The organism is Mesobacillus sp. QJM3NY_10 (assembly GCF_056173465.1).
The window spans coordinates 1598566-1611893 of sequence record NZ_CM149675.1 but is presented as its reverse complement, the minus strand read 5'-3'; the positions used below and the strand labels follow the sequence as shown (position 1 = coordinate 1611893).

Annotated in this window: 13 protein-coding genes; 2 read left to right on the top strand and 11 right to left on the bottom strand. The window is 41.5% G+C overall.

Annotated features, from left to right (window positions below; all coding sequences use genetic code 11):
• Positions 1–149: 149 nt before the first annotated feature.
• From AC0VX7_RS07975 to AC0VX7_RS07935, 9 genes are all read right to left on the bottom strand, one after another.
• A complete protein-coding gene (locus AC0VX7_RS07975; RefSeq protein WP_475427399.1) occupies positions 150–1967 on the bottom strand; it encodes an ABC transporter ATP-binding protein in 1818 nt (605 codons plus the stop codon).
• A 78-nt stretch (positions 1968–2045) separates the two neighbouring features.
• The gene (locus AC0VX7_RS07970; RefSeq protein ID WP_475427398.1) at positions 2046–3794 is read right to left on the bottom strand and encodes an ABC transporter ATP-binding protein; all 1749 of its coding nucleotides are present in this window, start codon (positions 3792–3794) and stop codon (positions 2046–2048) included.
• Between the two features lie 570 nt (positions 3795–4364).
• Complete coding sequence (locus AC0VX7_RS07965) at positions 4365–4820, bottom strand: TlpA family protein disulfide reductase (protein ID WP_475427397.1); 456 nt, start codon at positions 4818–4820, stop codon at positions 4365–4367.
• A 71-nt stretch (positions 4821–4891) separates the two neighbouring features.
• Complete coding sequence (locus tag AC0VX7_RS07960; RefSeq protein WP_475427396.1) at positions 4892–6016, bottom strand: N-acetyldiaminopimelate deacetylase; 1125 nt, start codon at positions 6014–6016, stop codon at positions 4892–4894.
• 61 nt (positions 6017–6077) lie between these two features.
• Complete coding sequence (dapD, locus tag AC0VX7_RS07955) at positions 6078–6788, bottom strand: 2,3,4,5-tetrahydropyridine-2,6-dicarboxylate N-acetyltransferase (protein WP_475427395.1); 711 nt, start codon at positions 6786–6788, stop codon at positions 6078–6080.
• A gap of 148 nt (positions 6789–6936) precedes the next feature.
• A complete protein-coding gene (locus AC0VX7_RS07950; protein WP_215033048.1) occupies positions 6937–7830 on the bottom strand; it encodes a LysR family transcriptional regulator in 894 nt (297 codons plus the stop codon).
• A gap of 247 nt (positions 7831–8077) precedes the next feature.
• Positions 8078–9562, bottom strand: a complete 1485-nt coding sequence (locus AC0VX7_RS07945; protein ID WP_475427394.1) for an MDR family MFS transporter — start codon at positions 9560–9562, stop codon at positions 8078–8080.
• A gap of 79 nt (positions 9563–9641) precedes the next feature.
• Entirely contained in the window at positions 9642–10088 is a 447-nt protein-coding gene (gene cbpB, locus AC0VX7_RS07940; RefSeq protein WP_214911122.1) for a cyclic-di-AMP-binding protein CbpB, read from the bottom strand.
• Positions 10089–10242: 154 nt separating this feature from the next.
• Positions 10243–10479 (bottom strand): YkuJ family protein, encoded by a 237-nt coding sequence (locus tag AC0VX7_RS07935; RefSeq protein WP_041965604.1) that lies wholly within the window; start codon positions 10477–10479, stop codon positions 10243–10245.
• Positions 10480–10662: 183 nt separating this feature from the next.
• On the opposite strand from AC0VX7_RS07935, the gene AC0VX7_RS07930 reads away from it, so the two are divergent.
• Positions 10663–11625 carry an MBL fold metallo-hydrolase gene (locus tag AC0VX7_RS07930; protein WP_475427393.1) on the top strand — a complete coding sequence of 321 codons (963 nt, stop codon included), beginning with the start codon at positions 10663–10665 and terminating at the stop codon, positions 11623–11625.
• A gap of 1 nt (position 11626) precedes the next feature.
• A complete protein-coding gene (locus tag AC0VX7_RS07925) occupies positions 11627–11866 on the top strand; it encodes a glutaredoxin family protein (RefSeq protein WP_215033057.1) in 240 nt (79 codons plus the stop codon).
• A 57-nt stretch (positions 11867–11923) separates the two neighbouring features.
• Here the strand turns inward: AC0VX7_RS07925 and AC0VX7_RS07920 are convergent, their stop codons facing one another.
• Together AC0VX7_RS07920 and AC0VX7_RS07915 are read right to left on the bottom strand one after the other, a co-directional pair.
• Positions 11924–12595: a DUF3993 domain-containing protein gene (locus tag AC0VX7_RS07920; RefSeq protein ID WP_475427392.1), complete on the bottom strand. Its 672-nt coding sequence runs from the start codon at positions 12593–12595 to the stop codon at positions 11924–11926.
• 417 nt (positions 12596–13012) lie between these two features.
• Entirely contained in the window at positions 13013–13258 is a 246-nt protein-coding gene (locus AC0VX7_RS07915) for a hypothetical protein (RefSeq protein WP_102262027.1), read from the bottom strand.
• Positions 13259–13328 lie beyond the last annotated feature (70 nt).

Here is a 13328-nt window from a genome sequence, read left to right as displayed (position 1 = left end):
TGTGCACTCTTCTCGAGCCAATGTTAGCACCACTTGTAACCGAAATACCATAGATGCTCTCATCTCGGGCACATATTCTGTTCATCACGACTCGGAATTGCTCCTAATTTAATCACAAAAAAAGCCTTCACGAAGAAGGCTTTCTACATTTACACTGCATCTAGCATATTGAATTGTGCTTTGACAAGGTCATGATATTCTCCCTCGAGCTCCATAAGTTGAGCATGATTACCTTGCTCGATGATCATACCATTCTCTAGTACGAAGATGTTATCCGCTTCCCTGATGGTCGACAGTCTGTGGGCTATGATAATTGCCGTTCTGCCTTTCAGCAGGGTTTTCAATGCCTTTTGGATTTTCATTTCCGTTTCTGTGTCGATGCTTGCCGTCGCTTCATCCATGATCAGGATTCTTGGATTGGCTAATAATGCCCTGGCGAAGGAAAGCAGCTGTCTTTCACCTACTGAAAGGATATTACCCCTTTCTTCCACTTCTGTTTTATATCCATTAGGCAGCTTCTTAATGAATTCGGCTGCTCCTACAGCTTCTGCGGCAGCTATTACATCTTCCTCTGTAGCATCCGGCCTGCCGAACAGAATATTATCGTAGATCGTTCCAGAAAAAATAAAGGTATCCTGCAAGACGATACTGATATGCTTCCTAAGGCTGCCTATGGAGACTTCTTTTAGGTCATGACCGTCAACCAATACCCTGCCCGAAGTAGGATCATAAAACCGGCTGATCAAATTGGCGATTGTCGTTTTCCCTGATCCTGTATGACCAACGAGTGCAACCGTCTGTCCAGCCTTCATTTCAATGCTGATCTCCCTAAGTGCTGTTCGCTTGTCATCGTATGAAAAGACCACTTTTTCAAATTTAATTTCTCCGCGCATATCCTCCAGTTCAACCGGATGATCCGCCTCAGAAACAATTGGCTTCTCATCAAGAAATTCAAAGATACGTTCCGATGAAGCCATCCCCATCAATAACTGGTTATACACCTGACCCAGTCTTGAGATTGGTTCCCAGAACATACCAAGATAGAAGGCAAAGGAGACAAATACACCAATTGAGATTGTTCCATTTTGGATTAAACTCGCACCATACCAAATCAAGACAGCCGTTCCAAGAGCGTTGGTCAGTTCAACCATCGGACGGAACATCGCATTTTTCTGTGAAGCCGATTTCCAGCTTTGGAAGGTCTCATCGTTGACCCCATCAAAAAACGCCATGTTTTCCTTTTCCTGCGTAAAAGATTGTGTAACCCTAATTCCCTGGATACTTTCATTCAGGTGGGAATTTAACTTGGATTGTTTCATGCGAACATCCTGCCAGGAGCGTCTGATATTTTTCCTCAGCTTTGTTGAAATCAAGAACATGATCGGTAAAATAATCATGATTGCCAGTGTAAGCTGCGGACTTAACGAGAACAAGATAAAGAAAATACCAATCAGCAGAACGATATCCATCAATAAGTTGATGACACCGTTTGTGAATAATTCCTGGAGGGAATTGATATCATTCATAATCCGCACAAGTATGGATCCAGCTGAACGCTGGTCAAAAAAGCGATGGGAGAGATTTTGCACATGCGTGAATAAGTGTTTGCGCAAATCATATATCACATTTTGTCCCAATTGATTCATCCAGCGGATCCGGAAAATATTGGCGATATAGGACGCTGAATATAGCCCTGCGATTAGAGCGACCAGCCACAACAGCATAGTAGCATCCTTGTTTTTAACAGCTCTATCCAACGTGTATATTCCGATCAATATTGGAATAACCAGCCTTACCGCTGTAGTGATCAATACCATAGCAATCGAAAGCGGAACAAGATCCTTCTTGTATGGCAACATATAACCGAAAAGCCTTGACATCTGTTTCCAGTTAAAAGGCTTATCAATGACTTGATCAGTAGAATAATGAAACCTTTTTAATACTTCAGAGTTGCTTTTCCTGCTCAAAACCTTCCCCCCTGTACATTTGTAGTTAATTGGTGCTATGACTATAATGCGAAAAAAATCAACATTTCGATTTTTTAATCAACCAGTTTGCGATACCTTTTCACGGTCTTTGAATTGAATATCATAGATTTTTTGATATGTTCCGCCATTCTTAATCAGTTGTTCATGGGTTCCTCGTTCAGCAATTGATCCATTTTCAAGCACGAGAATCTCATCTGCATGCTTAAGGGAAGAAATACGGTGTGCGATGATGAAGGTCGTCCGTCCCTTCATGACTTCCAGTAATGCTTGTTGAATCTTGAATTCAGTTTCCATATCTACTGCACTTGTGGCATCATCAAGAATTAACACACTTGGATTGACACAAATCGCCCTGGCAATCGCGATTCTTTGCTTTTGGCCCCCAGAGAGCCCCATACCTCTTTCTCCCAAAATTGTATCGTATCCATCCGGCAGCTCCGTAATGAAACTATGTGCCTGGGCCCGTTTTGCGGCAGCAATGATATCCTCCATTGTAGCTTCAGGATTGCCATAAGAAATATTAGCTTTGATAGAAGAAGAAAACAGGAAAGATTCCTGGAGGACGATCCCTATATTGCTGCGGAGTGAACGAATTGAATAATCCTTTATATCCAGGCCATCAACGAGGACCTGGCCAGCGACCGGCTCGTAAAACCTTGTCATCAACTGGGTAATGCTTGTTTTTCCTGAACCTGTCGATCCAATCAAGCCAATTGTCTGTCCAGGCCGGGCCTTAAACGTAATATTATATAAAGCTTCATTTTCGTCATCTCCATATCGGAGTGTTACATCATTGAATTCTACGTCCCCTGAAAGCTTTTCAATTTTCAGAGCCTCGCGCTTCTCTTCAATCTCCTCATCAGCCTCAAGTATTTCTAATAATCTTTCTCCTGAAGCTTTTGATTGAGAAAATAGATTCACAACGAAACCGAGGTTCATGATTGGCCACATGATGTACCAAACGAGGCTGTAAAAAGCCACCAACTCCCCCGGGAGCAAAGATTCATTCATAACAAGGAAACCGCCATATCCTAAAAGCAGGACAACACTCAAATTCCCCAAGAACTCCATTAACGGGAAATACTTCGCCCAAATTTCCGAAGTGAATAAGTATTGATCTTTATAATTTCCATTCGAAGCATTGAATCTGCCAATCTCATAATCTTCGCGAGAAAGAGATTTAACCGTGTTGATTCCGCTAATATTCTCCTGGACCTTCGTATTCAGGTTTCCAAAAGATTTCCTGATGCCCCTGAACGCTGGATGGACTGCCCTGTCAAACTTATATACAACTACCGCAAGGAAAGGCAGAGTCGCGAGTGTCACAAAAGTCAATGAAATAGAATAATAGAACATAACAGAAAAACTTATGCCGATTAAGAGAACAAAACGAATCAACTCAGAGAAGCCAAAGCTTAGGAAAAAGCGGAAGCCCTCTACATCCGCAGTAAGCCTTGACATCAAATCCCCTGTCTTCGCATTGTCGTAATACCGGAAAGAAAGAAATTGAAGTTTTTCATAAAGCGAGTTTCTTAGCTTATAGACAGAGTGAATCCCGAAGAGGTCCCCTGTATATTGATAAATGTAGGTACAGATACCTTTCACGACCATCGATCCGACAAATCCGGCAGCAAGAAGCGGGATCAGGTCATACCGTCCTCCAATGATGGCTTCGTCAATTGTAAGCTGCAGGATCATCGGGTAAACTACTGTAATCGCTGTTACAATCAACATAAATAATATGGACCATATAAAGTAATTTTTAAAAGGCCAATAATATCCCTTTAATTTTTTGAATGTCTCCATTCATTTCCCCCCTTTGGAAAATTAGAGATTCTTTTTTTGGCTAGAGTGCTTTTGTTTCTTTTTCGAAAAGCGGCTTGTAAAAGGCATCACTTTACGAAAATCTTTGGAAAAGCTTAACAAAAAGAAAATGCACGTATACATTAATATATCGAGTTTCGAAATATTTTTCCAGTACTTTGTAAGAATTTTTTTATTTTTTTGTATATGTGAATTATCTGATATTAATAGGTGAAAAGCAGTTCCATTGGTTAGGGATGTAAAAATCTATGGTGAGCAAGAAAAATGTCCGTCAGAATTACTCTAACGGACAAAAAGGTGATTCTTATTATGAAATGTGTTCATTAGAAGGGCTCTATCGGACAAACGCGTAGTCTTTCTAAAGAAAAATGTCCGTTAGAAGGTCTCTATCGGACAAACTCGTGGTCTTCCTGAAGAAATGTGTCCTTTAGAGGGGCTCTATCGGACAAACTCGTGGTCTTTCTAAAGAAAAATGTCCGTTAGAAGAGCTCTATCGGACAAACTCGTGCTCTTGCTGAAGAAATGTGTCCATTAGCCTACGGAAGTTCCCCTTTATTCTTCCTTTTCCATTTCTTCGAGTACCCTGTCCACGCGCCTTTCTAGCATCTTCAATCCGCTGCCGCCAGCCTGGAAATGCCTTAACAGACCGTTTCTGTCAAAAAGATAGTAAGCAGGGACGTACTGATTTTCAAAGGCAGCTGTCAATTTATGTTCATCATCAATGAAGATGGGCTGTGAAATCTGATGTTCTGCTGCTACTTGTTTGATTTCTTCCATATTCATGTCTTTTTCGGATCGGGGCATATGGACAGCCAACACATTCAGTTCATCTTTATAATTGTCACGAAGTTCATTCAACGATGGCATCGCTACCTTGCATAGATGACAGCTGATTGACCAAAAATGAATCAATGTCGGCTTTTCACCAACCAGCTGATCCCTCGTAAACTCTCCATTTAGCCATTCAGTGGCTTCGGATATTTCAGGCATAGGTTGACGCAATCTCATATCGAACACCTCTTTTTTGGAATGCCAATTTCACTGACACTTTAAAGCCGGGTTTGACAAATATCATGGGTTTAGTTGCTTTTGTACTCAATATACTTTGTCAGCAAGTCAATCGCAGTCTTGATGGCGTCCTCATCTGGGTCCAGCTTGGCATGATGAAGTCCATGGTCTGAATGGACACCCAGCCAGAACATGAAGCCGGGAATCTCTTTGAGCATATAACCAAAGTCTTCTCCTGTCATCGCTTCTTTACAAACTACCACGTCGATATTTTCCTTTTTTTCAGCAAAGGCAATAAAATCTCGTGCCAGTTCTTCATTATTATAAACTTGATGGTACATGGCCCCATAGTCAATCCAGGTCTTGCATTGGTACCCAACTTCGATTCCCTTGACCAGTGCCTCGATTCTTTCTTTCACTCTGGCCATAGATTCAACGGACAGTGTTCGTATGGTTCCTTCAAGCCTTGATGTTTCCGCGATGATATTTTGCACCGTCCCCCCCGTTATCTTGCCAATCGTGATAACGGCACTGTCGAGTGGGTCAATGTTTCTTGAGACGACTGACTGAAGCTGGTTTACGAGAGCACAAGCTGCAACAACCATATCATTTGTTTGGTGCGGATAAGCTGCATGCCCGCCTTTCCCCTCAAGGTCAATGAACAGCTCGGAAGTATTGGCAAAAAGCAGCCCCTCCTTTGTTGCAATCGTTCCAACTGGATATTCGGGTGCAATATGCAAAGCTATGATCATATCAGGCTTCCATTCCTGCATGATATCAGTCTTAAGCATTGGCTCAGCACCACCTGGTCCTTCCTCGGCAGGCTGGAAAATGAACAGCAGATTGTCCTCAATCGGATGAGCAACGAAGTAGGAAATCAGCCCAATGGCAATGGACATATGGAAGTCATGCCCGCATGCATGCATCTGCCCTTCATGAATTGATTTGAATTCCAAACCAGTTGCTTCTGAAATCGGAAGACCATCGATATCAGCTCTGTAACCAATCGTCTTCTTTGGATTACTTCCCTTAATCCTGACAAAGATTCCAGTCTTCCATGTCTTGATTTCCAAGGTGTCTTGAGGGAGACTGCTTAAATAATCAAGAAGATAGGCCTGCGTTTTGAACTCCTTGAAACCCAGCTCAGGAATCTGATGCAAATCTCTTCTAATTTTTACGAAAGTAGTAAAATCCATAGAGTTCTCTCCCTTTATAAAAGAAAGCGCGGACTAAAAATCCACGCTTTCAATCCTGCTATTAAAGCTGTCGAAGCTCCTGCTTGATTTCAGTTTTTGATTTCGTTTTTTCGTCGATTTCTTTGATAACGCGAGCTGGTGTTCCAGCTACCACTGTATATGGAGGTACATCGTCGATAACAATTGCGCCTGCAGCAACAACTGCACCCTTGCCTACTGTTACGCCTTCAAGGACAACAGCGTTAGCTCCGATTACTACATCATCTTCTACAATGACTGGCTTCGCTGAAGGTGGCTCGATAACACCAGCTAGCACAGAACCTGCACCGATGTGGCAGTTCTTTCCGACTGTTGCACGTCCGCCAAGTACCACGTTCATATCAATCATCGTGCCTTCGCCTACAACAGCGCCAATATTAATGGAAGCACCCATCATAATAACGGCATTATCACCGATTTCCACCTGGTCCCTGATGATCGCACCAGGTTCAATACGAGCCTTGATATTCTTCATGTCCAGCAATGGAATAGCTGAATTTCTTCGGTCATTTTCAACGACATAATCTTCAATCTTAGCCTGGTTAGCTTCGATTGCCGGATTAATTTCAGACCACTCGCCGAAAACAACGCCAGTATTGCCTGTAATGAAAGTCTTTGAATTTTCACCAAAGTCGATTCCTTCCAGGTCACCTTTAATATATACCTTTACCGGAGTGGCTTTTTTGCTATTTTGAATAAACGAAATAATTTCATTAGCATCCATCATTTTCATAAACTATTCCTCCAATTATGTATGTATTCTCAGCCTCTTCCCGTTAACAAGTTGCTCTTACATAGAATTAATGTACTAAAGCAACAGCCCGGAAACAGCCTTTTCTAAAAATTACTTTAACAAACAAAAGTTTTTAAAACAAGAAAAACTATTTATCTGTTTTCTTGGATTCAACAATATGTTCTTTGACGATGTCAATGAAGGCCTGGACTTGTTTTAACCGGAAGGCTGATTCATATCCAAGAAGCCAGGTATCCCTTCCCAATGGTTCATTGTTTTCGTCGTGCAGCGGGACTTTAAAAATGTCCTTTTCCGCCCCATTAAGTGTTATTGCCGGAAGGATTGCGTAGCCGATGCCGTTAAAGGTCATTTGTTTGCAGGTTTCAATCTGGTCTACAATGATTGTCCTTTTTGGCGCTGTCTGGAATTGCCGTAACCACCAATCTTGGATTTCCTGGTAGTAGTTAGAATCACTTTTAAACTGGATAAACGGCCGGTCTGTATCCAATACTTGTTCAGGGCTCGTTATTTCCGTATCCACCAAATACAGGCTGTCCTTAAATAAGTGGATTTTGACACCCTTCCAGTCTGGTGTGCCCCTGATAATTCCGATGTGCACCTGATCTTCATATAGCGCCTTCGATATTTCACTGCTCCATCCAGTAACAAGCGAAATTTTCGCTTGAGGGTAACGGTTTACATATTTCTTCAATACCTGTGGCAGCCAATTTTGACCGACAATCGAAGCGACAGCTATTTTAAGGGTTCCATACACCTCTGAATTTAATGCATGGATTGATTCCCTGGCTTTTTCCTCTCTGGCAATTGTCTCATTGACAAATTGGATTACGATCTCTCCCGAAGGAGTTAAAGTCAGCCCTTTTTGGGAGCGGAGGAAAAGCTTGGTACCCCAATCCTTCTCAAGCGATTGAAGTCGCTGTGACAAAGCTGGCTGGGATACAAATAATCTCTCCGCGGCCTTCCTCATATTCATTTCCTGTGCAAGCACAGATAACAAGTGAAACTCTGAAATAGATGACATAACTGAACCTCTTGATAAGATTTTCTTATATTATAAATGAAATTTCATCTTTTTACATTATTGGAACAAAAAGCGCAAGCGCCTCGTTCAGCCCCGACAAGCGCTGGAGGGCCGACCAGTGAAGTCGTTCTTTGACTTCATTGGGCGGACCGAAGCGACTCGAGGGGCTAGGCGCTGGAGCTAGATTAAGAATACTACATGTATTTATCCGCAACTAAATAATTTTTAAACGATAAAAAACTGCAGATCACTCTGCAGTTTTTTCCTTTTTAGGCAGGAATAAGATGAACAGCAGACTTATAATAGCAAAAATGAATACGACAATATAAACCGAATGAAGTGCATTTGTCAGCGCATCCTGAAGCATTGTCTTCAACTCTGCCGGAAGCTTCATCCGTTCTGATTCATTGAGCAAGACATTGGCTGTATCGATCGTCAGATCCTGATCATCTGCTCCATTCTTTTTCATATAGCTCAAAATGCTGCTATTAAGTACTCCACCAAGCAAGGCAGCTCCCACTGTATTGCCCAGGTTCCTCATGAACATATTGGCTGCCGTTGCGATTCCTCTTTGCTGCCAGGCAACTGTACTTTGGATGGAAACTATGAATGCTGTACTAGTAAGACCCATCCCCACTCCAACGAAAAACGACGCTGTTGCAGCCCATAATGGACCTGCTTCAGGCTTGAGGGTGACGAATAGAATACTTCCGAGAATCAATGCCGCACCACCAAATATAGAAGTCTTGCGATATCCGATACTCAAGAGCAGGCGACCACTTACAGCTGCTGCAATTGGCCAGCCTATTGACATGGCCGTCAAGGTGAAGCCAGCAACAATCGGAGACCTCTCCATGACTCCCTGTACAAAGGCAGGCAAAAAGCTGGAAATTCCAATCAGCATGACACCGGTTGTCAAGGAGGTCATATTCGCAATGAAGATAGACCGTTCACGCCAAATATTAAATGGCATCATCGGCTCTTCTGCCCTTCTCTCTTGAAAAATAAAGAGGATCAAGGTCAGAACACTCAAACCAATCAGGCCGATCGTTTTTGGGGATGTCCAGGCCCAATTCGCTCCCGCTTCGACCAGGACAATCATCAGTGAACTTATCGCCACAGTAAGGAGCACTGCTCCAGGATAATCAATCTTATGCTTCTTTTTCTCAATATCTTCATGAAGATAAAGCCAAAGACCCGCGATTGCAAGGATACCGAGTGGGACGTTGATCCAGAAAACATATCTCCAGCTTGCATATTCCACTAGCAAGCCTCCAAGCGCCGGTCCCGAAACAGCGGAAATTCCCCATACACTGGAGAGATACCCCTGGATCTTCGCCCTTTCTTCCCTTGAATAGATATCTCCAACAATTGTTGTCGCAATCGGCATGACTGCACCAGCTCCAAAACCCTGTATGAACCGGTATAGAATCAGCATTTCCATTGTTTCGGCCGTCCCGGATAGAATCGAACCAATCAAGAAAATGATAATTCCAAATGTTAAAATTGGTTTCCTGCCAAATAAATCGGATAATTTCCCATAGATAAGAACAGTAACTGCATTCATAAGCAAGTACGCAGAGAAAACCCAGCTATATAACGCAAAACCGCCCAAATCGCCGACGATTGCCGGCATGGCAGTAGAAACAATCGTTCCTTCAACAGCTCCCATAAACATGGCGAGCATAACCGTCGCCAGGACAAAAGAGCGTTTCGTTACCCTCTTGTTCATTTTTTGTTCCGCTTGTCCCATTATTCACCTCTAGAAAAGTAAAAAATTCAGCCCCCGTATCCGGGAGCTGCCTTATGATCTATTTCTTATTATACCTTTTAACTTGCTTGCTTAATTTCAGCAATACGGTCCGTCTTGTCAGAATACCTTCAAAAATTCCTGAATCATCTTCTATACAGAGAAAAGGGTGATCAACAAGAAGGTCTAAGGAGGATTGAAGAGTTGAGTGGATGTTGATTCTTGGTATTTTCGAATTCATAGCTTCTTCGACTCGTTTTTTCTCAAGCTGCTCAAACTCGATTCTCTCCAGGCCGAGAATTGAATCCATTATAATAGGTGTACTGATTAAACCCATCAGACGATAATGAGGATCAAGGACAGGAATCGCAGTATACCCACTCTTTGTTAAAACAAGAAGAGCATGCTCAAGGCTATTGCCGACTTGGACATGGGCTACGCGTTCAGAAGGTATCATCACGTCTCTAATTGACACTTCCAAAAACTCACCGCTGTAAAGACTAATCATGGCGAAAACTCCCTAATATGGATTTCTTTCCATTACATTTTATCACAAAACGAATGGAGGCGCTTTTAATTACTTTGCTTCAAGAAAACGAGGATATTAAATACAGAATTCAAAACAAAAAAGGACCGCAGATGGGTCCCATTGTTATTGAAGATTACTGAATAAGATCAAAGATCTCGATTGTAATCATATCAATATTGTCGAATTGATATTTTTTAGGCTTTTCCTTGTCAGTGTATACTTCCAATTCGTATGTTTCAGTTTTTGGATGGTATGTAACCTGGCATTTGCGCTCTCCATTCACTTCAAAAAAGCGTTGAGCAGGTTCTCCTCCATTGGACTGCTCTTGCAGATTCTTTAAACGAGTGACTATTCCCTGAAGCTGTGACATTATGCTCCCTCTCCTTTCAAGACAAAAACCAATAACTTATAAATAGATTTTGCAATTGGCCTATTTATATCCATGTAAAATGATTTCAGAATTTTCTATACACAATTCTTTACATGTCAATATTAACAGAATAAAATAATGTCAGACGATGTACAAGTAAAAGCTTTGAAAAGGAGTGATTTTTTGAAAAAACCAGTGCAACTATCAGAAAATGTCTATCTAATCGATGATTTTGATTTAAATATGGCAGAACGCACCGGTTCATATGTTTTAACGGAAGAAGAGGTAACACTTATAGAAACATCCGCAAGCCCCTCGATTCCCTATATCCTTGAAGGCTTACAAACACTAGGTGTATCTCCAGCAGATATCTCATACATAATTGTGACACATATACACCTTGACCATGCAGGGGGAGCGGGATTGATGCTCCAGCATTGCCCTAATGCTAAAGTAATCGTCCATCCAAAGGGTGCCAGGCATCTAGCTGATCCTTCAAGATTGATTATGGGAGCAAAGGCTGTATATGGTGAAAAGTTTTCGCAGCTATTTGATCCAATCGTTGAGATTCCCGAAGAACGACTGGTGGTTAAAGGCGACGGCGACACACTAAAAATCAGCGAGACACTGACACTTGAATTTTTAGACACGCCCGGCCATGCAAACCACCACTTCAGTATCTATCACCCGCGAACAAAAGGGATTTTCTCTGGTGACACTGCCGGTATTTTTTATCCGCAGCTTGATCGCGAAGGCATAGAATTCTACCTGCCTACGACCTCACCCAACCAGTTTGATCCAGAAAAGATGCTTCATTCCATAAGCCGTTTTAAGAAACTCGGGATAGAGCGAATTTATTTTGGACATTATGGCATGTCAGAAAAACCATTTGAAGCTTTCAGGCAAGTGGAGAGTTGGCTGGAAGTTTTCGTTGAAGAAGCAAAACTGGTAGTCCTAGAGGAAAAACATCCAGAAAAGCAAGTTGAGAACATTACACAGAAACTTTATGATAAAATTAAAACTCACTTGACCCAGCTAGGACTGCCAGATCAGCATCCGATATATGAACTGCTATATCTCGATGTAAATGTGAGCGCCATGGGACTAGCTCATTATTTAAACAAGAATACCGGAGGAACCCATTAAAATGAACGACATCATTGTGTACACCCAGAACGATTGCCCTCCCTGCCAAATCATTAAAATGTTCCTTAGTGAATACGGCTTTTCCTATACAGAAAAAAATATCAACGAAGATGAAAAAAGCAGGCAGGAACTTACCGAAATTTACAACTCCTATTCCACACCAACGATCGTGATTGGAGAAGAAATCATCACAGGCTTTGACCTCGAGAAGTTGAAAAAGGTTTTGGATATTAAAGAATAAAAATTAAAGCGTGAAATCTCATATCAGATTTCACGCTTTGATTATTTGTATCAATTTTTATAATAACCCGAACAACAATGTCCTGCTCTCATTCTTGAAGATTACACCTAACTCCATAAACGTCTTCAGCGTTGAGAAATTCGGTCCAAAAACCATTTTCCCATTCGTAGACTTTTCTTCGTCCTCAGGGTTTGCAGCATGTTGCTGCTCCTTTGCTTTTTCCGGATAGGCTTTATTGATTACTTCCTGTGGAACCTCATCATACAGGTAATCAGCTACCTTCCAATTACCAGTCTCTTTAACGAGCTTCAAGCCTTCATAATGATCTTCATAGCTTACAGGTCCTTCCGTATTGCCAGGGAAAAACTCGACTACGTAAATTTCATTCTCCATTTCCACGACTTTTGTTTTTTCTGAAAAGGCGTAAAATGGAATATAATATAGAGCAAAATCCGTTCCATAAGTCTGGTACTCATTTTCCTGTCCTACCACATTCTCTTCTATGAATCGGGATTTATAGTCGTCTGTAAAATAAGGATCCAGTACTTCTTCAATTCCCTCCATTGTCCTGCTTTTTTCACTTAAGGAAACCTGTGAATCAAACGCCTTTCCGAGGAATGCGAAAACTTCTTCCCTGCCATCCAAATCTGACTTGGCATATGCATTGGCCGGTACCAAAAATAACAAAAACGATAAAATCAAAAATAATAGCTTTAATTGCTTGTCCATTTTCTCCCCCTCCTCCATGATGACTAGTAAATACAATTTTACCAACATTTACCCTATTTGATTACGAAATTAATTCGTAAAATAACATCAACATCTGACAGAAAACTTGTTTTACAATATAAATTTACCCTTATCTGACTCGAACTAACGCATATGTTAAAAAAATTGTAGTTTTATCAGATAACTTTTCATTTTTACCAAAGGCTCTTTTCTCAAACTTTGTTGCTATTGAATACAAAATTGGAGTGAATTACCTATTTTCCTTCGTAAAGTTGACGCTTATTCTGAGAAAAGAGCATGCAAACTAATACCGACCTGCAAAATGGGGATATAATACGTTAAAATCGGCTTTAGGATTTTAACAACAAATTTACGAAAAACAGCCTTACCAAAAAAAAAATAACCCCCGTTTGGAGGTTAATATCCAGTTCCTGTGGTCACCGCAAAATAAACGACGAACAACAGGGCTATGGAGAGAACGATTATATATGTCAAAAAAATCGGGTTGCGGATATAAGCGTGCTCCTGGACAGCGCCAGGGATCTGGGAATCCAGATTGCCTTGAGCCCTCTTCTGTCCCTTTCCGAAAGTCCAGGTATAGAAAAGGCCAGCAACGAGCACCCCTGCACCTGCCAGTAAAAGCATTGTCGTATATATGCTCAAGTTAAATCCCCCTTATAGAAGGCTGTATATATAAATTGTGCATATTCCGTTTTACTATGCTCTTTTCGGC

What these genes read in the sequence shown, in the direction of transcription:
- AC0VX7_RS07970 (WP_475427398.1), bottom strand. Translation starts at nt 3,794, where the DNA reads ATGGAGACATTCAAAAAATTAAAGGGATATTATTGGCCTTTTAAAAAT.
- AC0VX7_RS07925 (WP_215033057.1), top strand. Translation starts at nt 11,627, where the DNA reads ATGAACGACATCATTGTGTACACCCAGAACGATTGCCCTCCCTGCCAA.
- AC0VX7_RS07950 (WP_215033048.1), bottom strand. Translation starts at nt 7,830, where the DNA reads ATGTCATCTATTTCAGAGTTTCACTTGTTATCTGTGCTTGCACAGGAA.
- AC0VX7_RS07965 (WP_475427397.1), bottom strand. Translation starts at nt 4,820, where the DNA reads ATGAGATTGCGTCAACCTATGCCTGAAATATCCGAAGCCACTGAATGG.
- AC0VX7_RS07935 (WP_041965604.1), bottom strand. Translation starts at nt 10,479, where the DNA reads ATGTCACAGCTTCAGGGAATAGTCACTCGTTTAAAGAATCTGCAAGAG.
- cbpB (WP_214911122.1), bottom strand. Translation starts at nt 10,088, where the DNA reads ATGATTAGTCTTTACAGCGGTGAGTTTTTGGAAGTGTCAATTAGAGAC.
- AC0VX7_RS07945 (WP_475427394.1), bottom strand. Translation starts at nt 9,562, where the DNA reads ATGAACAAGAGGGTAACGAAACGCTCTTTTGTCCTGGCGACGGTTATG.
- AC0VX7_RS07920 (WP_475427392.1), bottom strand. Translation starts at nt 12,595, where the DNA reads ATGGACAAGCAATTAAAGCTATTATTTTTGATTTTATCGTTTTTGTTA.
- dapD (WP_475427395.1), bottom strand. Translation starts at nt 6,788, where the DNA reads ATGAAAATGATGGATGCTAATGAAATTATTTCGTTTATTCAAAATAGC.
- AC0VX7_RS07960 (WP_475427396.1), bottom strand. Translation starts at nt 6,016, where the DNA reads ATGGATTTTACTACTTTCGTAAAAATTAGAAGAGATTTGCATCAGATT.